The sequence below is a fragment of the Metabacillus bambusae genome (assembly GCF_017497975.1).
Lineage (GTDB): Bacteria > Bacillota > Bacilli > Bacillales > Bacillaceae > Metabacillus > Metabacillus bambusae.
The window spans coordinates 1-25,201 of the sequence record NZ_JAGDEL010000022.1 but is presented as its reverse complement, the minus strand read 5'-3'; the positions used below and the strand labels follow the sequence as shown (position 1 = coordinate 25,201).

24 protein-coding genes, 1 pseudogene and 2 riboswitches are annotated in these 25,201 nt (G+C 37.0%); all 25 genes and pseudogenes read right to left on the bottom strand.

The features are described from left to right. Positions 1 to 11 precede the first annotated feature (11 nt). Entirely contained in the window at positions 12 to 965 is a 954-nt protein-coding gene (gene cbiB / locus I7822_RS22190) for an adenosylcobinamide-phosphate synthase CbiB (RefSeq protein WP_207981255.1), read from the bottom strand. Further along, positions 962 to 2,428: an adenosylcobinamide amidohydrolase gene (locus tag I7822_RS22185; protein WP_207981254.1), complete on the bottom strand. Its 1,467-nt coding sequence runs from the start codon at positions 2,426 to 2,428 to the stop codon at positions 962 to 964. Before I7822_RS22185 ends, cbiB begins: the two co-directional genes overlap by 4 nt. Further along, complete coding sequence (locus I7822_RS22180) at positions 2,421 to 3,494, bottom strand: FecCD family ABC transporter permease (RefSeq protein ID WP_243459613.1); 1,074 nt, start codon at positions 3,492 to 3,494, stop codon at positions 2,421 to 2,423. Before I7822_RS22180 ends, I7822_RS22185 begins: the two co-directional genes overlap by 8 nt. Continuing rightward, the gene (locus tag I7822_RS22175) at positions 3,457 to 4,440 is read right to left on the bottom strand and encodes an ABC transporter substrate-binding protein (protein WP_207981338.1); all 984 of its coding nucleotides are present in this window, start codon (positions 4,438 to 4,440) and stop codon (positions 3,457 to 3,459) included. Before I7822_RS22175 ends, I7822_RS22180 begins: the two co-directional genes overlap by 38 nt. A 153-nt stretch (positions 4,441 to 4,593) precedes the next feature. Next, positions 4,594 to 4,788, bottom strand: a riboswitch (cobalamin riboswitch). Positions 4,789 to 4,844: 56 nt separating this feature from the next. Then, entirely contained in the window at positions 4,845 to 5,921 is a 1,077-nt protein-coding gene (cobT, locus tag I7822_RS22170) for a nicotinate-nucleotide--dimethylbenzimidazole phosphoribosyltransferase (protein ID WP_207981253.1), read from the bottom strand. Positions 5,922 to 6,107: 186 nt separating this feature from the next. Beyond that, positions 6,108 to 6,295 (bottom strand): annotated as a pseudogene (locus tag I7822_RS29990) (nucleotide-binding protein); the annotation flags it as partial. Between the two features lie 22 nt (positions 6,296 to 6,317). Then, positions 6,318 to 6,860 carry a cob(I)yrinic acid a,c-diamide adenosyltransferase gene (locus I7822_RS22160; protein ID WP_207981252.1) on the bottom strand — a complete coding sequence of 181 codons (543 nt, stop codon included), beginning with the start codon at positions 6,858 to 6,860 and terminating at the stop codon, positions 6,318 to 6,320. 315 nt (positions 6,861 to 7,175) lie between these two features. Beyond that, positions 7,176 to 7,380: riboswitch (cobalamin riboswitch) on the bottom strand. A gap of 123 nt (positions 7,381 to 7,503) precedes the next feature. Continuing rightward, positions 7,504 to 7,908 (bottom strand): DUF1761 domain-containing protein, encoded by a 405-nt coding sequence (locus tag I7822_RS22155; protein WP_207981251.1) that lies wholly within the window; start codon positions 7,906 to 7,908, stop codon positions 7,504 to 7,506. Between the two features lie 151 nt (positions 7,909 to 8,059). Beyond that, positions 8,060 to 8,518, bottom strand: coding sequence for a DUF3052 domain-containing protein (locus I7822_RS22150; RefSeq protein WP_207981250.1), 459 nt, complete (start codon positions 8,516 to 8,518; stop codon positions 8,060 to 8,062). A 141-nt stretch (positions 8,519 to 8,659) separates the two neighbouring features. Further along, positions 8,660 to 9,553 (bottom strand): phosphogluconate dehydrogenase (NAD(+)-dependent, decarboxylating), encoded by an 894-nt coding sequence (gene gnd, locus I7822_RS22145; RefSeq protein ID WP_207981249.1) that lies wholly within the window; start codon positions 9,551 to 9,553, stop codon positions 8,660 to 8,662. 62 nt (positions 9,554 to 9,615) lie between these two features. Continuing rightward, on the bottom strand, positions 9,616 to 11,124 hold the full coding sequence (gene zwf / locus I7822_RS22140) for a glucose-6-phosphate dehydrogenase (RefSeq protein WP_207981248.1): 1,509 nt from the start codon (positions 11,122 to 11,124) through the stop codon (positions 9,616 to 9,618). Positions 11,125 to 11,731: 607 nt separating this feature from the next. Further along, positions 11,732 to 11,908, bottom strand: coding sequence for a hypothetical protein (locus I7822_RS22135; RefSeq protein ID WP_207981247.1), 177 nt, complete (start codon positions 11,906 to 11,908; stop codon positions 11,732 to 11,734). Positions 11,909 to 12,214: 306 nt separating this feature from the next. Further along, a complete protein-coding gene (purT, locus tag I7822_RS22130; protein WP_207981246.1) occupies positions 12,215 to 13,384 on the bottom strand; it encodes a phosphoribosylglycinamide formyltransferase 2 in 1,170 nt (389 codons plus the stop codon). Between the two features lie 373 nt (positions 13,385 to 13,757). After that, positions 13,758 to 15,572 (bottom strand): LysM peptidoglycan-binding domain-containing protein, encoded by a 1,815-nt coding sequence (locus I7822_RS22125; protein ID WP_207981245.1) that lies wholly within the window; start codon positions 15,570 to 15,572, stop codon positions 13,758 to 13,760. 208 nt (positions 15,573 to 15,780) lie between these two features. Further along, positions 15,781 to 16,563 carry an enoyl-CoA hydratase gene (locus tag I7822_RS22120; protein WP_207981244.1) on the bottom strand — a complete coding sequence of 261 codons (783 nt, stop codon included), beginning with the start codon at positions 16,561 to 16,563 and terminating at the stop codon, positions 15,781 to 15,783. 17 nt (positions 16,564 to 16,580) lie between these two features. After that, a complete protein-coding gene (locus tag I7822_RS22115) occupies positions 16,581 to 17,924 on the bottom strand; it encodes an acetyl-CoA carboxylase biotin carboxylase subunit (RefSeq protein ID WP_207981243.1) in 1,344 nt (447 codons plus the stop codon). 18 nt (positions 17,925 to 17,942) lie between these two features. Then, positions 17,943 to 19,082 (bottom strand): acyl-CoA dehydrogenase, encoded by a 1,140-nt coding sequence (locus tag I7822_RS22110; protein ID WP_207981242.1) that lies wholly within the window; start codon positions 19,080 to 19,082, stop codon positions 17,943 to 17,945. Between the two features lie 61 nt (positions 19,083 to 19,143). Further along, the gene (locus tag I7822_RS22105) at positions 19,144 to 19,803 is read right to left on the bottom strand and encodes a CoA transferase subunit B (protein ID WP_207981241.1); all 660 of its coding nucleotides are present in this window, start codon (positions 19,801 to 19,803) and stop codon (positions 19,144 to 19,146) included. Between the two features lie 31 nt (positions 19,804 to 19,834). After that, positions 19,835 to 20,524, bottom strand: coding sequence for a CoA transferase subunit A (locus I7822_RS22100; protein WP_207981240.1), 690 nt, complete (start codon positions 20,522 to 20,524; stop codon positions 19,835 to 19,837). Positions 20,525 to 20,560: 36 nt separating this feature from the next. Continuing rightward, the gene (locus I7822_RS22095; RefSeq protein WP_207981239.1) at positions 20,561 to 22,090 is read right to left on the bottom strand and encodes an acyl-CoA carboxylase subunit beta; all 1,530 of its coding nucleotides are present in this window, start codon (positions 22,088 to 22,090) and stop codon (positions 20,561 to 20,563) included. A gap of 41 nt (positions 22,091 to 22,131) precedes the next feature. Next, positions 22,132 to 23,043 carry a hydroxymethylglutaryl-CoA lyase gene (locus I7822_RS22090; RefSeq protein WP_207981238.1) on the bottom strand — a complete coding sequence of 304 codons (912 nt, stop codon included), beginning with the start codon at positions 23,041 to 23,043 and terminating at the stop codon, positions 22,132 to 22,134. Positions 23,044 to 23,072: 29 nt separating this feature from the next. After that, entirely contained in the window at positions 23,073 to 23,285 is a 213-nt protein-coding gene (locus tag I7822_RS22085; RefSeq protein WP_207981237.1) for an acetyl-CoA carboxylase biotin carboxyl carrier protein subunit, read from the bottom strand. 231 nt (positions 23,286 to 23,516) lie between these two features. After that, complete coding sequence (locus tag I7822_RS30855) at positions 23,517 to 23,678, bottom strand: hypothetical protein (protein ID WP_504739661.1); 162 nt, start codon at positions 23,676 to 23,678, stop codon at positions 23,517 to 23,519. A gap of 93 nt (positions 23,679 to 23,771) precedes the next feature. Next, positions 23,772 to 24,206: a YueI family protein gene (locus I7822_RS22080; protein WP_207981236.1), complete on the bottom strand. Its 435-nt coding sequence runs from the start codon at positions 24,204 to 24,206 to the stop codon at positions 23,772 to 23,774. A gap of 60 nt (positions 24,207 to 24,266) precedes the next feature. Then, positions 24,267 to 24,884: a YitT family protein gene (locus I7822_RS22075; protein ID WP_207981235.1), complete on the bottom strand. Its 618-nt coding sequence runs from the start codon at positions 24,882 to 24,884 to the stop codon at positions 24,267 to 24,269. Positions 24,885 to 25,201: the final 317 nt, after the last annotated feature.

The following is a 25,201-nucleotide window of genomic DNA, read 5'->3' as shown; positions in this document are numbered from 1 at the left end:
ACCTTTCTTCTCTATAGATTCATATGAACTAAGAATAGTATAAGGACAAACATAATCCATGCACCATGCATGTAAATAATCGTTTTTTGAATATCTTTAGGCTGAAGCATACGTGTATGGTTGCCCATTTCTGCTCGGTAGGAAACAACTCCTTGGTAACGATTCTTTCCTCCTAAAACAACGCCTAACAGCCCTGCAGTCATCGCCTCTGGCCAACCACTATTCGGACTTGGGTGCTTTTTAGCATCCCGAACTGTTACAACAAAAGCATTCCACTTTTTTGAATTGGGAACGAACCATGAAAAAAGCCATATAAAGATTGCAGTTAACAGAGCTGGTATCCAATTCAATACATCATCTAACCGAGCTGATGCCCAACCAAATTGTTTATATTTTTCATTTTTATAACCGACCATTGAATCTAATGTATTTGTTGCACGGTATGCCATCGCTAGTGGTGCACCACCAATCAGTGCCCAACATAATGGAGCAATGATTGCATCAACAGTGTTTTCAGCAACGGTTTCGACAGTACCGCGAACCACTTCATCTGTGTGCAGTTCTTCCGTATCACGCCCAACAATAAAGCTTAACTTTTTACGAGCTAAAGACAGATCCCCATGTAACAGTGGGATCGCCACTTCTTTGGCTGCTTTATGTAATCCCTTCATAGCAATTGTCGTAGAAATAAGATACATTTCCACAAAAAATGTAGCGTAAGGATGGATATAATTCACAATTTTAAGTAGAAAATAAACAAAGATATAGGTCCCACCAACAATTGTTATAGTTAGAAGCATTCCTTTCAACTTGCGAAACCTCTCCCTATTCCACATCTTTTCAAGAAAGCTTATCGCTTTTCCCATGATGATTACAGGATGTGGAAGCCACCTTGGATCACCGATAAGTAAATCAATAATAATCGCCGTAATGATCATATAAAAATGCATAGCAAAGACACTCATAGTTGCTGTTCTCTTTGTTTTTCATATTTTTGCATAGCTTTGATCATCGCTTTATAAACAGACATACCAATCCCTTTCCCAATAACAGTTCCAGATCCTGCATATGGTGTAGGCTCACCCTTTTGAGTTGCTGCAATAAGTGTGCTATCTGTAGATGTTCCTGTGGCAATTGTACCAGTAACAGCATCTTTAATATGTAATTCAGTGAAGGCTTTCGTCTTTGCTTCTGTGACAGATTGAACGGCATTTACTAAAGCACCATCAGTTAAATGAGCATCAATAAAAACCATAATATTTACAGTTCCGATTTGATAGCCTTTATTACTAGAGGAAGGTTCAGTAATATCAATTGCATTTCCAACACCCGCAGTTATGACTGTTAGTATTTGAACCTCTTCATACGTTTCTTTTATGATACTCATATCTTTCAGGTTCACTGCTGTCATCATCCCAATCGTGCCATACTCAGAAATATCAGCTTCTCTTAACCAGCAAATAATATCCTCTTTAGGATTTGAACAGTTATAATCTTTTTTGACATGAAAATTACAAAAGTTTTTGGCCCACTGCAGGCCTTCTCCTAAAACACCGTTTGAGATTGTTCTTAAAGGATGGTGAAATGTAAGATGGATAGATTGATCAGTTTGTTTTAACTCATATTCTAGTCGAAGGCTTTCTTTTTTTACTTGGTTAGGAATAACCGTGATTTGTGGTTTTGGGATAACCGGGTGAAAATTATTCTTAATCCCTACTTCGTATACATCACTTAGCTGATGTTCATTTTGTAAGAGAGACAATTCACCTGTCTCAATTAATTTTCCACCATCAAGTAAGCCTATCTTATCTGCAAATAGAGCGGCTGTATTTAAGTCATGTAAAATAGCAACAATCGTTAAATGATGCTTCCTTTGATATTCCTTTAAATGATCCAGCATCCTAACCGTATGTTTTATATCAAGATGGTTTGTAGGTTCATCTAAAAATAGGATCTTTGGCTCCTGTGCAAGAGCTTTAGCTAATAAGACTCTCTGCTTCTCTCCACCGCTTAGTCTCTTAAATGGTTGTTTTCGAAACTGAAATACATCGGTTTGTTTCATAACCTTATCCACTATTTGACGATCTTTTTTAGAAATATGTTTTAATAATCCTTTTTGGTGTGGATAACGTCCTAGCATAACAATTTCTTCCACATGAAAATCGAATTCAACCTGGGGTTCCTGTGATAAAACGGCTATGATCTTAGCTCTTTCTAAGGCTGAATAACTATGAAGTGATTGCTCAAAAATAGTAATCGTTCCTTTTTTTATTGGCAATACACCTGTTATTAATTTTATAAGTGTTGTTTTTCCACTCCCATTCGGACCAATAAGCGCAAAGAAATGACCGGTCTCGATGGTAAGTGAAACATCCTTTATAATTGACGTTTTTTCATACCCTCCAGATAATTGCTTAATGTCAATCATATAATCCCCTTCCTAGTCGTTCTCTAATTAATAGTAGAGCAAAGACTGGTGCACCAATTAAAGCTGTTATCACCCCAATAGGTAGTTCACTAGGTGAAATAATTGTCCGGGCGATAAGATCGGCAAGGATCAAATATCCCCCACCAACCAACATTGATAAAGGTAGGACATGTCTATGGTTTGGTCCGATTAATAACCGAACAAAATGCGGGATAACCAATCCAACGAAACTTATTGATCCAGATACAGAAACAGCTGCTCCTGTTAGTAAGGATGCTCCTATGATAATATAAATCTTTCCCTTCTGAACGTTTACTCCTAAATGTTCAGCTGATTCTTCACCTAAAGCAAATGCATTTAACTCTCTAGAACGGATTATTAATAACAAAGCACCAATAAGAAAGAAGGGAATCATTAGCTTGACATGACTCCAGCCTCTCATCCCTACATTCCCCATTAGCCAATATAAAATTTGCCGAATATCTTCACGTGAACTTAAGGCAATGATAAGTGAAATAACAGCTCCTATGAAAGAACTGACTATAATGCCAGCAAGGATAATCGTCTCAATTGAAAGCCTTCGATTGGATAGGTGGGTCACAGCAAAAACAATAAACATAGTGCATAGTCCACCTAATATAGCGATAACTGGTAATGTATAGCTACCTAGAAAGGTGATGGTAATTTGAAAATATAGAACGATAACTGCACCTAAAGAAGCACCTGAAGAAACACCGATCGTGTACGGATCTGCAAGAGGATTTCGTAGTAACCCTTGAAAGGCTGCCCCTGCTAATGATAGTGCTGCACCAACAAAAAACGCCAATAAAACACGAGGGAATCGAATTTCCCAAATGATCGACTCTGCTGTTTTGGGAATTTCCTCGCTAAATATCTTTATTCCGGCTATTTTTGTAGCTAATACATCCATGATTACTGTAATTGGATAATGAACACTACTAATAAATAAACCAAGGAGTGCTGTACTTAGCACGAACACTCCACATATTAGATACATCCATACGAATTTATTTGTCAAAGATTTCCGGATAAATAAGCTTTGCAAGCGTCTCAACCCCATCAATTAATCGTGGTCCTGGTCTTGTAACCGTATCATTATTTACATCAAAAACTTGTTTATCTTTGATAGCAGGCACTTCTTCCCAGCCAGCACGGTTTAATACACCTTCAGCTGGATTTTCAACATAATATCCGTATGTTGTAATAATAACATCAGGATTTAATGTTACAATTTCTTCTTCGGTCATTTTGACCCAACCTTTTTGTTCACCCGCAGTATTGGTTGCATTTATTACTTCTAACATCTCATGCATAAATGTATCTTGACCTGTTGTAAAAATGTCTGGTGCTGGTGAAACTTCTACCCAGACAGCTTTCTTTTCAGTAACAGCTTTTGCCTGCTCTTTTATTTCAGCTAAACGATCCTTCATTTCTTTGACAATCGTGTCAGCCTCTTTTGTCGCACCTGTAACTTGACCAATTAAAGTAATCGTATTGTATACATTTTCAAATGATTCCGCACTTCCTATAACAATGACATCAATACCAGCCTCTTTAAATTGCTTTAAAATATCGGGATTGTTTTCATGTTGGAACTCTGTTACTAATGCAAGACCAGGCTGTAGAGCCAATATTTTTTCGACATCTAATTGTTGGTCACCTATTTTTTCAATCTTCTCAACATCTGGAGGATAATTACTGTAGTTATCTACACCAATAACCTTATCACCTTGCCCTAAAGCAAATGTTATTTCTGTATTACTTGGAATAACAGATACAATTGTTTTAGGTTCTGATTCAATTGTTACTTCTTCACCCGTTCCGTCGGTAACTGTTACTGGAAAGGTAGCTTTGGTTTCCCCTTCATTTGTTGCTTCAGATTTCAAAGTAGTTTCCTTCTCATCTGTTGCTTTATCTTCTGCATTTCCACAAGCAATTGTGAATACGCTGATCATCATTACCATGATGCTTAGGAAAAGCCATTTCTTCATTACAGTTTTCATTCTTACCACTCCTATTCATTTTCGCACAAAAAAACGCCTATTCACGTGGAAAAGGCGATAAATGCATAAAGGAAATGGTGATTTACAATGTAAATATCAAAAGACACCAGCATTATAAAGCCATCCTTTTCCTCGAAGGATACTTTTACAAAACAATAGGCAGGTCTCCTGGCTAACGCATCATCATTATAGCTAACCCTTCCCATATCATTTATACAGTGGGTGTTTTTAGCTACATTCAACGTTTACAGTGGCGGGACCGCGTTGGACTTTCACCAAACTTCCCTATTATCCTCAAAATCTTGTCGTTTAAGGACCTATTGTTGAATATTCGTTTTTTTGTGACATGCATTATTATAAAAGAAGAAATAGTATGTGTAAATGAATTTTCACTAAAATTTGGACGATTGACTTTCAGTTGCAATGCCTGCTGATTGAAAAGTCGCCATTTCCTTCATCATTCTTGTTGCTGCTTCAAATAATGGAAATGAGAGTGCGGCTCCTGTTCCTTCCCCTAATCTTAAATCAAGATTTAATAGTGGCGATTTATGTAAGTATGATAGGGCATGGATATGACCTTGCTCTTTTGACATATGGCCAGCAATCAAATAATCGTTTACCTTCTCCTCTAGAACGACAGCTAATAGAGCAGAAGCTGTACTAATAAAGCCATCCAGGATCACTGGAACTCTTCGTTCAGCAGCTTTAATAATAGCTCCTGTCATCCCCGCAATCTCTAGACCTCCTACTTTTGTTAGAATATCAATTGCATCTGTTCGGTTTGGTTTTCTTTCTGATAATGCTTTTGAAATGATTGAAACCTTATTATTTCGAACCTCATCAGAGATTCCTGTCCCTAAGCCTACTACTTCCTCGACTGAACATCCAGTTATAACCGATACAATTGCACTAGCGGTTGCCGTATTCCCTATTCCCATTTCACCAACGATTATGCACTTAGCACCTTCTTCGATCATTAGTTGGGCCATATCCATTCCCACAATTAAGGCTTGTTTCGCATCTTCCTCTGTCATAGCATTTTCATGCGCATAGTTATTCGTACCATATTTCACCTTTTTATTAATCAACTCGTTATGGTTAATATCTTCGGCTACCCCAATATCAACAATTTTAAGAAAAGCATTTATTTGTTTTGCAAATACATTAATTGCTGCACCTCCATTTAAGAAGTTGTAAACCATTTGGGTCGTTACTTCTTTTGGATAGGCAGAAACCCCCATTTCACTAATCCCATGATCGGCAGCAAATACGATAATACCCGGAGGTGTAACTTCAGAAAATACTTGATTTGTTATACCGGAAAGCTGAATTGCCAGTTCTTCTAATTTCCCTAAGCTTCCGATCGGTTTTGTTAAAGAATTCACATACTCTTTTGCTTCTTGCATTTTTACGTCATTAAGATTTTGAATAGATTGCAAAGTCTCTTGTATTTTACAATTTGTAATCATTTTTTAATCTCTCTTTCTTTGTGCGTATTGAGCCATTATTTCAAATAGGAATTCGATATCAAGCGCGTTACGAACATGATCAGCTAGGCGGTCGAAATCTTTTTTTTGGGTGTCTTCAAAGGATTCTCTTTTCAGAATAGGCTGGAGGCCGTTCTTTTCACGAATATAATTTAAAAATACACCTCTAAATTCGTCTACATTACGAGATGGCCGTTCCGTAACCGCGGTATGAAAGCTTGTGTCTATGTAATCTGGACCACATTTAAAACCTTGAACATTGAGGCCTCTTTTTTTAGTGCAGCCATTAAACCAATTGTAAACGTAGTTTTGCCAACTCCGCTTGAAACTCCTGCAATGACTAGACGTTGTGACAAAGCTCTTCCTCCTATTCGAAAACTAGAATTCGATTCCTTTTACTGCTGGTATACCTTCGTCATAATAATGCTTTTCTACATCTACGACTGAAACTAAGTCTGCCAATTCTTTTATTTCTTCCTTTGCATTTCTCCCAGTAATGACAAGATGAACATGTGGTGGCTTCGTTTGAATAAGCTCTTTTACCTCATTGATTGGTAGAACGTCATCAATTGGAAATGAATCGATCGCAAGTGCGTTATTCAGTTCATCTAAAATAACTACATCATATTTACCAGACATAACTGTCTCTTTTGCTACCTTCCATGCTGACTCTAGTGCATTTCTATGAACCTCCGGAGTTTTTGTCCATGTAAATCCCTCACCAAGCTGAATCATTTCAACACCTAACTTTTCTAGTGATATTTTTTCTCCATACGATCTTCCTTTTGACTTTATAAATTGTAGAAACTTTACTGAAAATCCCTGACCAACTGCTCGTACTGTTAGACCAATTGCGGCTGTTGTTTTACCTTTACCATTACCTGTAAAAATGAGTGTTAATCCTTTTTGTTTTTCTTCCACCTGAGATTCCCCCTACCAATTTAATTAACAAAAGCGCAAGCGCCTTGATCAGCCTCAGGCAAATAAGATGATTTAGAATAGAAGGCGTTCTTTGCCTTCAATTCTAAATTAGCTTATGACCTCGAGGGGCTAGGCGCTGAAGCTGGATGTCGTGCGCTTATCCACAGTTCAAGAATTTTATAATTTCCTAAACTAGAACAAAAAAACGCCTATCCAATAAGGAAAGGCGAGAGTTTAAAAGAATAGGAGTTAATTCGAGTGTCCTCTAATTAATTTCTCCTCTTATTCTTTCAATTCCCTTTTCCTCGAAGGTTACTTGATCTGGACAAATAGGCAGGTCTCCTGGCTTACACATCCTTGCTTTCACAACCCCCTTCCCATAACATGTGTTACAGTGGGTTTAGGTTATGTCGCTCCGTGATTACAGTGGCGGGACCGCGTTGGATTTACACCAACTTCCCTATTATTCTTACCATAGTTATTTTCAACAATGGTAAGAACCTATTTGCTACTATTCGTTTTTTTGAGTCTACGTAATTATAAGAGAATTGTTAAAGCTTGTAAACGACGATCGGTCCATTCTCTTGTTTAAGTATCCTCTTAAGTACTGGTTATTTCTTGTTGAACATGTCTATTTACTAAATTACATCGAACCGATGATAATGCCTGCTATGAGGTAAGAGACAAGATGGTATCCTATCGTTATTAAATATAAACCTATCCCTCTATTTTCAAATAAAAAGTTCATACCAATTTTCGCAGATATGCTAATTCCGATTAATAAACCAAGGAACATTCCTGATAAAATCGTTTGTTCGCTAATCATCGTAAACAGAATTGACAATACGAACACACCACATAATGCAGTTAAGGCTGTCAAAATATATGTCATAGGTCCTCCCCCAGACATGTCTTCCTCTTTTATACCTATTTGCTTTATCCATACATTTCCGAACAATATAGGTGAATACCATAAAAATCCAATAACCATTGTTGCTAGTGTTGCTAGTAGAACTGCTAAATAATTGATTTCTGTAAGGTCTACCATTTATTTTATCCCTGCTTTTCTTTATACTTGGCTCTGTTAAACTTGGTTGTTGATTTTCGCTGCAAGTTCTCTTTCCGCTCCAATCAACAAGTGTGCCAAACAACAGTGAGCTTTAACAGAGCTTAATACTTATTAATTTTCATCTTAAACCTTACTGATCTGTACGTATTTTTCCTTTTTCCGTAACAGCAAACTTTCGTGTCATCGACTTAATATTTTCGACCTTCCGAAAACGCAGAGCTGACCAATCCTCGTCGATAGCGATTTGTCGAACAGGCTCGTAGCCTTCAATGGAAAGCATTTTAGTTACACTTTCACGACTGCAATCTGACCCTTTGTAAAGCTTTGATGATTTCTTAGGATAGCAAAGCCAAAAGAGAGCATCTTCTTTCACATTGGCTTCAGCGCTACGAGCTAATGTTTGTAGTTCCTCATTCGAGGTTCCGAAGACTTGTACAAAATCATATCCATCATTCCCAGCTTTTATATGTATTTCACCTTCAAACCCAGTAATAACTTCATCGTATGCTTTTGGTGCATTTATAATTAATACATGTTGTCCCTTGTCTTTAAATTGTAGTTTCTTAATAACCGGATGAATATCTGACATTTTTATTTCATTCCTTTCTTTTCCTCTTACGATCTAAATCAATATAATCTTTCTATTTATATTATTACATAATTCTTTAATCAACATTAAAAAAACCAAAAAAATAAGAGAGTCAAAAGACTCTCCAATGAATTCTTTATTTCACTTTTTCTCAACAGCATGTCCACCAAATTCATTTCGTAAAGCTGCTACCACTTTTCCTGTAAATGTATCATTTTCCAAGGAACGATAGCGCATTAAGAGAGACAGGGCGATTACAGGCGTAGCTGCTTGTAAATCTAATGCAGTTTCAACCGTCCATTTCCCTTCACCTGATGAGTGCATGACTCCTTTGATGTCTTCCAATTTTCCATCTTTTGAAAATGCACTTTCCGTTAACTCCATTAGCCATGAACGGATAACTGAACCGTTACTCCAAACTCTAGCTACTTTTTCATAGTCATACTCAAATTCACTCTTTTCTAAAACTTCAAATCCTTCACCGATCGCTGCCATCATGCCATACTCAATCCCATTATGAACCATTTTCAAAAAGTGACCACTACCAGATTTCCCTGTATATAAATAACCTTTTTCTACAGCGGTATCACGGAAAATTGGTTCAACAATCCTCCAAGCCTCTGGATCTCCACCGATCATATAATTTGCACCATTTCGAGCACCTTCCATGCCACCTGATGTACCTGCATCAAGAAAGTTTACCCCGAGTTTTTTGAATTCTTCCGAACGGCGTATTGATTCCTTATAATGTGAATTACCAGCCTCAATTACAATATCCCCGGCTGTTAAGAATGGGGTTACATCGTTAATTAAAGAATCTACAACTGAATGTGGAACCATAATCCATAGTACTCTTGGCTTTTCTAACGATTGAACCAGTTCTTTTAAACTTAATGTACCTTTGGCACCATACTCTTTAATTTCTTCAACCGCACTTGGATTTATATCGAACGCAACAACGTCGTGATTGTGGTCAAGAAGATTTTTGCTAATGTTTAATCCCATTTTCCCTAGACCAATGACTCCTACCTTCACATTCTCTACCTCCTAGGTTAAATTCGAGTGATATCAAAAAAGAAGAATTGTTTCTTTAAACATTAGGTTTCTTCAGTGGAAGCAATATTTGATAATTCATGAGACCTTTTGTCTAACCACCAGCCAAATCCGTCCTCTTCAAGTAATCGATGAGAAGCATCTGGTCCATAGGATCCTGTAGGATAAATATGAAGAGGAACAAGATTTTCGTCAAATGCTTCTAGAATAGGTTGTACCCATTTCCAAGATAGTTCAACCTCCGTCCAATGAGCAAAGAAAGTAGCGTCTCCTTCAAAAGCATCTATTAATAAGAGTTCGTATGCTTTTGGAACATCGTCCTGATCCGCTGAAAATTCGATATTTATCGGCTCGATCTTTCCATCCTTTAATGGATTTTTACTATTTAATTGTAAAGATACTCCTTCATTTGGGTTAATTCCAATGATTAATAAATTTGGTGTCGGTTCCTCATTTTGATTTACATATAACTCTTTTAAATGATTTTTAAATTCAATAACTATGCGTGTGGACTTATTCTTCATTCGTTTGCCGGTTCGAATATAAAATGGTACACCCTTCCAAAAAGGGTCATCTATCCACAATCGAACTGCTACAAACGTATCATTTTTAGATGATGGTGCAATTCCAGGTTCTTCTATATATCCAATAACTGATTTACCATCAATTTCACCTGGTCCATATTGACCTCGAATAACATCTGAATGAACATCTTCTTTTTTCAATGGACGAACAGATTCAATGATTTTCTTTTTTTCATTTCTAATATCTGCTGCAGTAATTCGTTTTGGTAAATGCATGCTTGACATCATTAATAATTGCATCATATGGTTTTGAAACATATCCCGAATTGCGCCAGCTTTGTCATAATAGCTTGCTCTTTTTTCTACTCCTACTGTTTCACTTGCAGTAATTTGAATATTGGCAATATGTTGATTATTCCACAGTGTTTGAAATATCGGATTTGCAAATTCTAAAGCCTCCAGATTTTGTACCATTGGTTTACCTAGATAATGATCAATCCGATAAATTTCCTCTTCCTGAAAGGTAGTGCTCAACTTCTCGTTTAATTCTTGGGCTGATTTTAAGTCATGTCCAAATGGTTTTTCAATAATAAGACGTTTCCACCCTTTAGTTGAGCCCAATCCACTTTTTTTAATATTCAAGGCAATGACATCAAAAAATGTTGGAGCAACGGACATATAAAACATGCGATTCTCAGGAATATTCAATTCCTCTTCACGAAGTTGAATAAGTTTAAGTAATTTTTTGTACTCCCCTTCATTCGTCACATCTAATTTACAATAACGAATTGATGGAAGAAATTCTTTTACTTTTGAAAAATCATTTGACCCACCTTCAGAAAATGTATGTACAGATTGTTCAATATGCTCGTGAAACTCCTCATCTGATAATTCAGTTATACTTACTCCAATGAAAGAAAATGAAGGAGGCAATTTCTGATCAACATAAAGACTGTATAATGCGGGGATAATTTTTCGTTTAGCTAAATCCCCTGTAGCTCCAAATAAGACAAAGGTCATAGCATCCATTTAGCTTCCTCCAGTTGTTGAAATCAGATTCTTTCCTTTTTATCTTAATGTGTCCAATTGAGCACTTATTATTTTTAAAATCTATAACAACATAGGGAAAATCAACTTAGAATGAATGATGATACTAAATCTTTATTACAGGAATACAGGAGTTAAAGAAACTGAATATAAATTCCAATTAAACGATGTGATAATAAAAATTATGTAAACTTATGAAATACAACTCGAAAACATTTAAAAAAACTCATAAAAAAGCCTGTTTTCTAAGAGATTGTTGCTTTTAAAATAAAAACTAATTCAGGTTGATTGGAACGGATTGTGAGACTCCTGCGGGAGCAGCGGGACAGGGTGAGACCCCACAGGCGTTTACGCCGAGGAGGCTCACCGCCCGCCCCGCGGAAAGCGAGCAACTCTCGCTGCAATCAACCACACCGCATTACTTGGTAAATAGCAACAAAGTTTGCGAAAACAGCCTAAAAAAAGAGCCTAATCACAAATGATCGATTTACAACCATTTTAGTGTTAGGCTCTTCTTGATTTATTTCCACCACATTTTAAATATAATTTAAGTAGAACTTTTTGTTAACATGATTTCAGTAATATTCTATTAACTAGACTTTAACCACTTAAAAAATCCAATCGAACCTTTTCCTTCACATGTTGAACATGTAATGACACCCTCACCAGAACATGAATCACACTTGTGATTACCAAAATCAAAACCTTCTCCAGAACAGTTTTGACAGTTTATTAATCTACTACCATCACAGCTTTTACACGTCATGTGGTTCCCTCCTGCTTCTTCTGATTAAGGAGCAGTATTTAACTACAAAATGAAGTTACTGATCTGAATTCTTTGGATTTATGCTCCCATATAAGTATATTTATTCAGGAGGTATCTTATGATTTTACCAAGTTACAAATAAATTATATATTTATTACAAGAGAGCAATTTGAGGATCATACACCATTTATTATTATCTAAATGGACTTCTTTTAACTTTTAAGTCCATTCAAATATTCTAACGTAATATGACATAAAAACACAAAAAATCGATAACGGTGTCTAAATCTGCGCTTCCCTGGGAAATTAAATGTGATTGTTATTGTTTATCGTTAAATAATCGAGAGCATTTTTAGCCTGTTTTTTTGCTGTTTCAACGGTTTCTGCTGTAGATAAGGTAACTGCGATTCTACGACCAACTTTTGTTACAGGTTTTCCAAATACTCGCACCTGTGTATTTGGTACAGCTAGAGCTTGTTCTAATCCTTCGACTCTATATTCATTCATTTCTTCGATTGCTTTTAATGGACGACTTGCTCCAGGTGTTACAAGCGTAATTTCAGGAATTGGAAAGCCCAATATAGCTCGTATATGGAGAGCAAACTCAGATAAATTTTGTGTCACTAGTGTAACTAACCCTGTATCATGCGGACGTGGGGAGACTTCGCTAAAATATACCTTATCTTGTGCAAGGAATAGCTCTACACCAAATAATCCATAACCACCTAGCTCATCTGTAATCACCTGAGCAATTTTCTTTGCCTCTTTAATTTGTCCCACAGTCATTTGATGTGGTTGCCATGATTCAATATAATCTCCATCCTTTTGGATATGACCAATTGGTGCACAAAACTTTGTTCCATTGACCGCACGAACGGTTAACAGTGTGATTTCCGAATCAAATCGAATGAATTCTTCGATAATGACTCTTCCGTTTTGCACTCTTCCACCCTCCATTGCTATTTTCCAACATTCCTCAATTTCTTCTTCAGAGTGGCAAACACTTTGTCCTTTGCCTGATGAACTCATAAGTGGCTTAATTACGCATGGAAAACCAATGTCTCTTGTAGCTTGCTCAAATTCTTCATATGTATCAGCAAATTCATATTTAGCTGTTGGTAGCTGTAATGTTTCTGCAGCAAGTCTTCTAATCCCTTCACGATCCATCGTTAGTTTTGCTGCTCGTGCAGTGGGGATCACTTGAAAGCCTTCTTCTTCTAATTTGATAAGTTCAGAAGTAGCAATTGCTTCTATTTCTGGAACAATTAAGTCAGGTTTTTCCTTTTCAACAATATCCCTTATTTCCTTCGGATCGAGCATATCGATAACATAACTCCGATGTGCTACTTGCATTGCTGGTGCACCTTCATATCTATCAACAGCAACCGTCTCAACACCAAGACGTTGAGCCTCAATCATAACCTCTTTTCCTAATTCACCTGACCCTAGCAATAAAATCTTCTTTGAATTAAACATGCGTCATATCCTCTCCTTCTATTTATCGATATTATAAACGAACAATTAATAAATAAAAAGAAATTTTATTCGTATTTTACATCTTAATATCACAATTATCAGCGAATTTCTTTTAATATATGGTCTGTTAAACTTGGTTGTTAATTTCCGCTACAGGCGTTCGCTTTCCGCGGGCGGTCCGTGTGCCTCCCGCAGGAGTCTCACGCCTTACAACTCCAATCAAACAAAGTGCTAAAATCAATAGTCAGCTTTAACTGAGCCTAATATATAACCGACATACGTTAATTATTTATCCAAAATAAAAGAATTTTATTAATAAATGAAAAAAGACAGACAGGTATCTTGCTAAACCCATGTCTGCCTAGATTATTTTTCAGATAAAGCTGAGTGTGGATCCTATCTTATTTATATGATCCATATCTGCCCATAAAATAAAGAAGTGATAAATTGTGCCCTGGATTTGAATAGGTTCTGGGTATTTAACAATTAATGCTGCATGCCCCTTCATTTCCTGTGGCTGATCCTGTGAAGGGTAGATAAAACACGCATCTTGAAATTGAATCTTGCTTTTATTTATTGTTGGTTGAGACCCATATGGCATCAATTGATGAAATGCTTCATTATGACATACCTCATCAATATTTGAACTACTGGAAATTGCAGCAATTTGGAAAAAGCCGTCTAGTCCTTCAAATCTTTCGTCCCCAACTTGTTTCCAACTTGCTGGAAAGGTTAATCGAACCTTATATACGTCGCTTATATAGGTCTTCCACCGATCGCTAATTTGTTTAGGAGACCATTGTAAGGAAGTGATCTGAACACCTTCAACTAAGCGAATGGGAGCTGGGTGCTTAATATCTACAACCCACATTTCACTGGCAATTCCTTGTTCATTACAGCCAGAAAGATAACCAATTTTTCTACTATCAGGCGACCATGTAATAGGTGTTGCATAGCAATCAGATATAGCCCATGTGCGATCATTTTCTCCTTTTTTTCCAGAGGACCTAATTAGTGAAAAATATCCCCTATCTTCATATGCAGTTGCACTATATGCAATATTTTTCGAATCTGGTGACCATTCAGGAAAGTAATTTTTCGCTAGTGGACCACCTTTCACTTCACTTGTCATTCCTGTTGAAATGTCAACTGTATGGATAATTGATATACTTGCTCCTGGTGTTGTATAAAGTGCATATGCTCCATTAGGTGATAAACGAACATTGTTTAACCGTCCTTCTGTGTTCCTCGTAACTACCCGCCTATCGTTTCCATTTTTACGAATTCGGAAAAGTTGACTAGTACCAGAGGAATCAGGTGCTTGAAAAAGTAGTTCCTCACCATTCGGAAACCATTCAACATCTGAAGCACCAGGTGCGTTAATTCGATCTACTTGATGTGTACTAATATCATACAAAACAATGTTCGCATTTTTAATATAAGCAAGCTGGTGATTGTTTGATGACCAGTCTAGATGGACACCTTCTCCTTCTTCGAACTGATCAATTTTAGCAATATCTCCACTGTCTAGATTAATCACATAAAGAATAGCGTTTTTTCCAACAAAAGCAATGTTTTTACTATCCAATGACCATACAGGAACAGAAAAACGATCACCTAAACCGTTTGTAAGCTGAACACTCTTGCCATTGCTAGGGTTATATAACCAAATATCATCATGACTCCCTCGATTTGAATTATAGGCAATCAAACCACTTACAAGAGGCGGAGAGTACGGGATTTTAAGTTTCATTCCAGGGTAAATGACATCGCTTTTGAGCTGGTTAACTAACCTTATTGGTTCAGGGTTTATGGTTCCCCCAACAACAACATTAAAACGTTTGGCAATTTGATAAAGCGTATCTCCTGGATAAACAATATAATATGGAACGCCAGGTGGTACCTTAAGTAACTGGCCTGGATGAATCATATAGGGGGGCTGAAGCGCGTTTTCTTCCACAATTACAGCTTGTGGAACACCATAAAATTGAGATAATTGAAATAGTGTATCACCTTTTTTAATCTGAGTTACATTGACACCCGGTGGAATCGAAAGCTGTTGACCGATATAAATCGTATAAGGTGGAAGTAAATGGTTTGCAGCAATAAGAGAATCGACCGGTAGCTCCCATCGTGTCGCAATTTGATACAGTGTGTCACCAGAGCGCACGGTGTAAAATACTTGCATGTTAATCCCTCCTAAACAATCAATCTAATACTTTTTATGGTTAGGTTGACTATAGATTATTGGGATATCTTCGGGCGCTTTCTTCAGTGACAAGTAAGAATAATCTTATATCATTAAAGTATATACATTCTCCAATAATGCATATTCCATTTTTATAACTTTTGAGGATAACTTATAGCTAATTCATTTTGGAGTTACCCCATTTTTATTATTCACCGACGAAATTAGGCGACCGTTTTTCCTTAAATGCTTGTAGACCCTCTAATCGATCTTTCGTTGGAATTGTTAATTCATACGCACTTTTCTCAATCGATAGTGCCGTATTTATATCAACATCATAGCCTTTATCAATCGATAGCTTTGCTTGTTCCACAGCAATCGGCGCATTCCTAACAATCTGATTGGCTAGATCTAATGCCTTATTTATCAAGGATTCAGCCGGAACCACATATTCAACTAACCCAACTTCTTTCGCCTCTTTCGCATCGATTCTTTTAGCAGTATATATTAACTCTTTTGCTTTCCCTTTTCCAATTAATCTTGGTAACCTTTGTGTTCCACCTGCACCTGGAATAATACCGAGCGAAGTCTCTGTTAAACCAAACTTCGCCGCTTCTGTAGCAATTCGGATATCACAGGCCAATGCTAATTCTAGCCCTCCACCAAATGCGCCACCATTCACTGCTGCAATGACCGGTTGTGGTAATGCCTCTAGTTCATTAATTGTTTTTCGTATCGTCTCAACTGTCCTTCGCACTTGAGTCATGTCCATTTCTGCTCGTTCTTTTAAGTCTGCCCCTGCGCAAAATGCTTTTTCACCAGTCCCGGTGATTATGATACAACGAACAGATCGATCAAATTTATATGAAAATATTGCTTCTTGTAATTCTTCTAACAAGTGAAGTGATAATGAATTTGCTACTTCTGGACGATTTAAAGTCAAAATTGCAATTTCATTCATCAGTGTAGAGATTAATACTGGTTTACTCATCCATTACCCCTCCAAGTTCAACGTTTATTTATGAACTTATCAACAAACCCTGTTGTTGCTTGACCAGAAAGGAAAGCAGGATGAGCTACAACTTCTTTAAGCATTGGGATATTTGTTTTAATTCCTTGAATATGGTAGTTTACTAGTGCTTTTTGAAGGATATCAATCACATCTTCGCGTTGCTTTCCACTAACAACTAGCTTTGCAATCATAGGATCATAAAAAGGTGTAACAACTGATTGGTCATGGATACCCAGTTCATGGCGAATACCTGGTCCCTTTGGTAAGTCTAATTTATTTATTTTTCCAGGTGATGGATAAAAGGTTTTAGGATCCTCTGCATAGATTCTCACTTCAATCGCATGACCCTCCCGTTTTATATCAATCTGTGAAAAATCCAATGAACAGCCTGCAGCAATTTTCAGCTGCTCGGCAACTAAATCTAATCCAGTAATTTCTTCCGTAACTGGATGTTCTACTTGGAGACGAGTATTCATTTCGAGAAAATAGAAATTTTTATTCTCATCAACCAAAAACTCAAATGTTCCAGCGTTTTTATAGTCAATTGATTTTGCAGCTCTGACCGATGCCTCACCCATTTTTACACGAGTAACCTCATCAAGAAACGGTGATGGCGCTTCCTCAACAACTTTCTGATGGCGTCGCTGTATTGAGCATTCACGCTCCCATAAATAAACAGTATTTCCAAATCCATCTGCAAGGATTTGAATTTCAATATGTCTTGGATTTTCTATATATTTTTCCACGTACATTGCTCCGTCACCAAAAAAATCATTTGCCCGTTTTTGATTTCCTTCATATACTTTGAGAATTTCCGTTGCATTCCTAACAATTTGCATCCCAATTCCACCACCACCAGCTGAAGCCTTGAGCATGACAGGGTAACCAATACTTTCTGCTACCTTCACCGCTTCTTCCGCATTTGCTAATGGATAGGATATTCCTTCAACAACTGGTACACCAGCTTGTTGCATTGCTTTGCGTGCTTCAATTTTGCTACCCATCCGAGCAATAACATCAGGAGATGGACCAATAAACACAATTCCCAATTCCTCACAACGTCTTGCAAAATCAGCATTTTCAGAAAGGAGACCATAGCCAGGGTGAATTGCCTCTGCTTCACTTAGTAGAGCGATTTCGAGAATTTTATCGGTGTTTAAATAGCTCTCAGCTACTCTTGGCCCACCTAGTAAACAAGCCTCATCCGCGATTTTGACATGAGGTGCATCCTTATCAGCTTGTGAGTAAACCCCAATCGTAAAAATCCCCAACGACTTGCACGTTCGCATAATGCGCACAGCAATTTCTCCACGATTAGCGATAAGAACTCTTTTGAACATAGCTTTACTCCCTTCAAGTTAACAGCCTATTTGGCGTGCAATAACCATTCTTTGTACCTCTGATGTCCCTTCACCGATTTCTAATAGTTTTGCATCCCGAAAGAATCTTTCCACCTGATATTCCTTCATATAGCCATAACCTCCATGAATCTGTATCGCCTGATCACATACCTTCATACACATTTCTGATGCAAATAATTTTGCAATAGCCGCTTCCTTTTTAAACCCTTTTCCTTGATCCTTTAACCATGCTGCTTTATAAACCATATTTCGAGCTAATTCAATATTCATGGCCATATCAGCTAATTTAAATTGTATCGCCTGAAATGCTGACAAGCTTTTTCCAAATTGTTTTCTCTCTTTAGCATATTGGAGCGATTTTTCATAGGCTCCTTGAGCAATCCCAACAGCCATTGCTCCGATTCCAATTCTTCCGCCATCTAACGTAGCTAAAAACTGCTTATATCCATTTCCTTCTACACCAAGAAGATTCTCTTTGGGAATGCTAACATTTTCCAAAACTAATTCAGCCGTATTTGAGGCATGAAGGCCCATTTTTTCATAATGATCATTAATAGTAAATCCATGTGCATTTGTAGGTACTAGAAAGGCGCTAATGCCATTGGTCCCCTTTGACCGATCGGTTACAGCTGTAATAGCAAGATATTTTGCATAGCTTGCATTTGTAATAAAGCATTTAGAACCTGTTATTACCCAATGGTCTCCATGTAGAGATGCCGTAGTTTGAGTCCCTCCAGCATCTGACCCTGCATTTGGTTCTGTTAAACCAAAGGCACCTAAATACTCACCCGTACAAAGTGGTGTTAAATATTTCTGCTTTTGTTTTTCAGTGCCAAATAAATGGATCGGTGCTGCTCCTAATGAAATATGAGCAGAATAGGTGATACCAGTAGAAGCACACACTCGACTTAGCTCTTCTACCACGATTGTAAAGCTGATTGTATCTGCTGCACTCCCACCATATTGTTCTGGAAAAGGCAGACCCATGATCCCAAGCTCTGCTAATTTTTCAAAGATTTCCTCTGGAAATTTAGCTGTTCGGTCTCTAGCGTCTGCTTCTGGAGAAACTTCTTCTTCAGCAAAATCATGGATCAACTTACGAATCATTTCCTGCTCATTTGTCAAATCGAAATTCATCCTTTATCAATCCTTTCTTTAATCGCAATGAAAAGATTAAATCAGTTGACAATGGTTGTCATTAAAAAGCATCCAGTTTTACATGTTCATCTATGATCAAATCGGGTTCAGTCGTTGCTTGAATATCTTCAACCGTAAACCCTTTTGCCACTTCGATTAGCTTCAGGCCTATTTTTGTAACATCTATAACAGCTCGATCTGTAATAATTCGATCTACAACACCTTTTCCAGTTAAAGGTAACGAACATTGTTTTACTATTTTTGCTTGACCCTTTTTGTTTGTATGTTCCATAATCACGATGATTCTTTTTGCACCATGAACAAGGTCCATTGCCCCTCCCATTCCCTTAATCATTTTCCCTGGAATCATCCAATTGGCTAGATCACCATTCTCTGAAACTTCCATTCCACCTAAAATCGCAACATCAATATGATTGCCACGGATCATGGCAAAGGATTCAGCACTATTGAAATAACTAGCACCGCTCAAAGCCGTGACCGTTTCTTTTCCAGCATTTATCAATTCAGGATCTACTTCAGTTTTTGTAGGGTATGGTCCAATTCCTAACAATCCATTCTCTGATTGAAGGACAACCTGCTTTTTTTCAGAAAGATAGTTTGCTACAAGGGTCGGCATCCCAATTCCTAAATTCACATAATCGCCATCATGAATCTCACATTCTGCTTTTATAGCAATCTTTTCTCTACTATTCGAAGACATATTAGACCTCCTTCACGAAAGTTTCATGCTTTTAATCACGAACAGTTAGACGTTCAATTCGTTTTTCTTGTTTTCCAACAACTAGTTTCTGAACATAGATACCTGGTGTATGAATTTGATTAGGAGGTAGCACACCTACCTCTTCTAGTATTTCGACCTCTGCAATTGTTGTTTTTCCAGCAGAGGCCATCATTGGATTAAAGTTTTGCGCAGTTTTGTTGTAAATAAGATTTCCGAATTTATCAGCCTTCCAGGCGCGGATTAAACTAAAATCAGCAGTAAGGGCTTCTTCTAATAAATATTCCTTGCTATTAAAGACACGTGTTTCTCGGTTCCGGCAAATCGGTGTTCCAACACCAGCTGGTGTAAAAAAGGCAGGAATCCCAGCACCACCAGCACGAATTTTTTCAGCCAAAGTACCTTGTGGAATTAGTTCAACCTCGACTTCTCCGTTTAATACTTGACGCTCAAACTCTTTGTTCTCACCTACATAAGAAGAAATCATTTTTTTAATTTGTTTATTTTTTAAAAGTAAACCTAATCCCCAATCATCAACACCACAGTTGTTTGAGATCACTGTGAGATTCTTTACACCAGAGTTACAAAGAGCTTTAATTAAATTTTCGGGGATTCCAACAAGTCCGAAACCTCCAACCATTATTGTCACACCGTCTTTTATTTCTCTTACTGCTTCTTCAAATGACGTTAAAATTGACTTCATACCATAGATACTCCTTCCTGCATCATATTCTTTGTATTAAACTGGATAAACAGGGTGCTTTCGATGTGTAAATACTACGTACTTAGACATATAAGTATCGAAACGTGTGAGTAGTTCGTTTCGAAGCGAGTTTGCTGGGATGACACCGTCAATGATCATTTCTGAGGCTAGTCGATAAATATCGATATCTTTTCGGTACTCTTCTCGTTTTTGTTCAATGAATGCTGATCGTTCTTCCTCAGGTAATTCAGCAATTTTATTTGCATAAACTGCATTAACGGCAGCTTCAGGACCCATAACTGCAATTGATGCACTAGGTAAAGCAAGGCAACAATCTGGTTCAAAAGCCGGACCTGCCATCGCATAAAGTCCAGCACCATATGCCTTACGAACAATAATTGATATCTTGGGAACAGTAGCTTCGGACATAGCAGAAATCATTTTTGCCCCATGACGTATAATTCCAGCTCTCTCCACCTTTGTTCCGATCATAAATCCTGGAATATCTGCTAGAAATAACAATGGGATATTAAATGCATCACATAATGTAATAAATTTGGCCGCCTTATCTGCAGAATCGTGGAAAAGAACACCACCTTTCATTCGCGGCTGATTGGCTATTATACCGATTGACTGTCCATTCATTCTACAAAACCCAGTAATTAATTCAGGAGCAAATAATTTTTTGATCTCAAAAAATGAATCTTTATCAATGATACGTTCGATTAAATCCATCATATTAAATGGGGCATTTTGATTTTTCGGGATGATTTCTTCTAGTGTTTTTTCAAAATCTTTAGGGGTTACAGCTTCTTTTATTGGTGGTTTTTCTGAAAAATTGGCAGGAAGATATGATAGATATTGACGGGCAAGCGTTATTGCTTCTTTCTCAGAATTTGCTAAAACATCACCACAGCCTGATACGGAGCAATGCATCTTTGCTCCACCCATTTCTTCGAGGGAAACTTTTTCACCTATCACCATTTCAGCCATTCTTGGTGATCCTAAATACATAGACGCATTTCCATTAACCATAATGACAACATCACAGAAAGCAGGGATATACGCTCCACCTGCTGCAGAAGGTCCAAATAAAATGCAAACTTGTGGGATTTTCCCGGAAAGTTTGACTTGATTATAGAAAATCCGTCCAGCTCCACGCCGACCAGGAAACATCTCAATTTGATCAGTTATCCGAGCACCTGCAGAATCAACGAGATAGATGAGTGGAATGCTAAGTTTTTCTGCTGTCTCTTGTATTCGAATGATTTTTTCTACCGTTCTTGCGCCCCAGGAACCTGCTTTAATTGTCGAGTCGTTAGCCATTATACAAACTGTTTGACCATTTACTTTACCCATGCCAGTGACTACACCGTCTGCAGGTAAATGCTCCTCCATGCAATTTGCAAAAAGTGCATCCTCCACTTGTAAACCATCATCAAAAAGGTATTCTAACCGCTCACGTACAAAAAGCTTTCCTTTAGTTGTATTTTTTTCATGGTATTTTGAAGCACCGCCCTTTTTAATTTTTTCTACTCGCACTTGTAATGTTTTTTCGAATGACAACGTGTTTCCCCCCTATTCTTTTGCATATAGATTGCTAGATTCTAATTAAAGTTAATTTTCCCTTGGTTAGCTTGAATGTTATGACTTAACAAAGGTCGACCAATTTTTTCTTGGATATATAAAGCCGCTTTATCAAGCTTTTGTTTGTTTACACCAGTTAAAATCCCCATCCCATCAAGCATGTAAATAAGATCGTCTGTTGCAAGATTACCAGATGCTCCAGGTGCATAAGGACAGCCTCCGAGTCCACCGATGGAGCTATCTATTGTCGTTACACCCATTCCAAAGGAAGCGATTACATTAGCTAGCGCTGTTCCTCGTGTATTATGAAAGTGCATAGCTAATGACTTTGCTGGAAATTTTTTTAATAATACAGATAAAACTTCTTGGACTTGTCTAGGATTCGCTACCCCGATTGTATCTCCAAGTGATAATTCACAAATTCCCATATCAAACAGTTTCTCTGAGACATTTACAATTGAATGAATCGATACATCACCCTCATATGGACAACCGAACACGGTGGATATATAGCCCCGAACTGACTTTCCTGATGCATGTGCTTTTTTTACAACTTTCTCCAATACAGGGAATGTCTCTTCTATGGATTTATTAATATTTTTTTTATTATGAGTTTCACTGGCAGACATAAATACAGAAACCTCATCAATATTTGCTTCAATCGCTTTGTCTAGACCTTTCAAATTTGGAACAAGTGCAGCATATGTTACACCATCTACACGTTTTATTTTTTTCGAAACTTCCATAGCATCCGCTAATGTTGGAATCCATTTTGGATGAACAAATGAGGTAATTTCAATATAGGTTAATCCTGAATGTGATAATTGATTGATCCAGTTTATTTTTTCGTTTGTCGCAATAAATATTTTCTCATTTTGTAACCCATCACGGGGCCCAACCTCCTTAATCGTTACAGCTTCTGGCCACTTCATGCCATACCCCTCCGGTTTTTTAGAGTATTCTACTCTAACTCCATTAACACATCACCATCGCTGACAAAGTCACCTTCATTTATTTTTATTTCTTTCACTTTGCCACTTGCATCTGCTACAATAGGGATTTCCATTTTCATTGATTCTAAGATTACAACGTCTTGATCTTTTTCTACTTGATCTCCAGCCTGAACTAATATTCTCCAGACGCTACCCGTCATATTCGTGACTATCGTTTTCAATTTCTAGCCTCCTTAAAGATATCAATAAGAAAAAATATATACCTATTAATATACTATTCCATCTAAAAGCTACTTATAATCACCATTAAATTTTTGCATTATTTAGACTTTATAGCACCGTGAATTAAGATTCCAGAAACTAATCCGTTGGAAGGTTTTTAAAAACATCAAAAAAGCCAACACGAAATCGCATTGACTAATATTCTCAATCTATGATTTTTACAAACCAGCTTATTCTTTATGACGGCAGTTTTTGCAAACATCAATAAGTTGATTTGTTTCCGTTCTATGTGGATATAATAACTTAATGCCAGTCTTTCCACACAATGGACATTTACCTCGTCCATTTGAAGGTAATTTATTTAAGCTTTTCCCCCGATACCTCTTGGCCATATCCATCCATCCCTATCTGTATTATGCTTTCTCTTTATTTAATGATGGAATGGCATTTAAATTGTAGGCATTTATTTCGTTTGTACAAAAATATTAAAATAATTTTTTGAAAAAATGAAATAAGTAATGATCATCTTCTTGTTCTTCCTCTAAAGTATCTTTTGGTTTCTCTATGTAAATGTCCTCTTTGTTTATTGCATAATCATATGCTAAAACTAGACCAAGTTCAGAATCATATTCTTTGTTTGTGGAAATTAAAAATTTCGATCCGATTTGATTAGCAAGCTTAATATAATCTGACAAATAGTTGTAATTCATTGTTCCGTTCAAAAACAACGTTGCTTCTATATTTTTCTTCATTAGTTCTTCAACTTCTTTATATGTACCCTTTTCCCTTACTTGTTGTTTTGTCAAAACCACCAAAACACGTTCCCTTAATGTGCCTAGAAATTTACGTCTTTCATCTGGTTTTATTTCTCGAACACCGTGTATCCCTTGTTTGATATAGTCATCAATGTTTTCACTCAAGGTCAATGCCCCCAATTTTGATTCTTTTGTAGAATTATATTTATTGGTAAAAAATATTCATCAAATCGATTCATACTCATTCACCACTTCTAATTCCCTCGATTTAAGTGGTAGCTTGTAGATAATGTCTAAGATCCTTGTTCCAATAAATTGACAAATTACTGCATACAAGATTATTGTCCAGTCAACGACAACTCCTGTTAGTACTAATAAAATTCCGTTAATCCAAAATAACGACTTCCCCGGTGGAAGGCCTTTTGTTTTTGACAAAATTAAAGCTAATATGTCCATCCCACCTGAAGAAGCACCCATTCGAAACAATATTCCTATTCCTACTCCAAAGACTAATGAACCCATAGTAAGATCCAGTAAAACATTTGAAATGGGCTGTTTGATTAATGGCGTAATGAAATTGATTGTAGCAGAAGTTACTGTCACACAATACATGGTCCAAATTACACTACTTATCCCAAGCCATTTTACTGCAGCAAGTAATAAGCTCGCATTTAAGATCCAAAGTGTAAACGCAAACGGTAAATGAAATAGGTAATTTACCACAACACCTACACTGGCAGCACCACCAGAAGGGATAAAGTGTGGAAATAAAAAGGTCGCCATTGCAACACCTTGTATTGTGGCAGCGATTCCGAGGATTATGCTTTTCATAAGGATGTTCATTAAAAGATCTCCTTTAATTTGATAGTTGTTTAATGAGTAAGTTAGCAATTATTTTCAAGAACGATCCATCTATACAAATTATTTTAACATAACAGGATGATAATATTACGATGTTGTAGCTGCTAAATAGATTTCGTATATATCGCTTTTCAAACAAAGACTAGCTATCAAATAGTAATAGGAGGTTAAATTAATATGGTACCTATAGAAAGGACACTTATAAAAGAGTGTTTCATCTATAGGTATTTTTTTATATACTTTAATTTCAAGATAATGGGGATTAGGGGACAACATGAGTAAAATAACATTTTCAACTA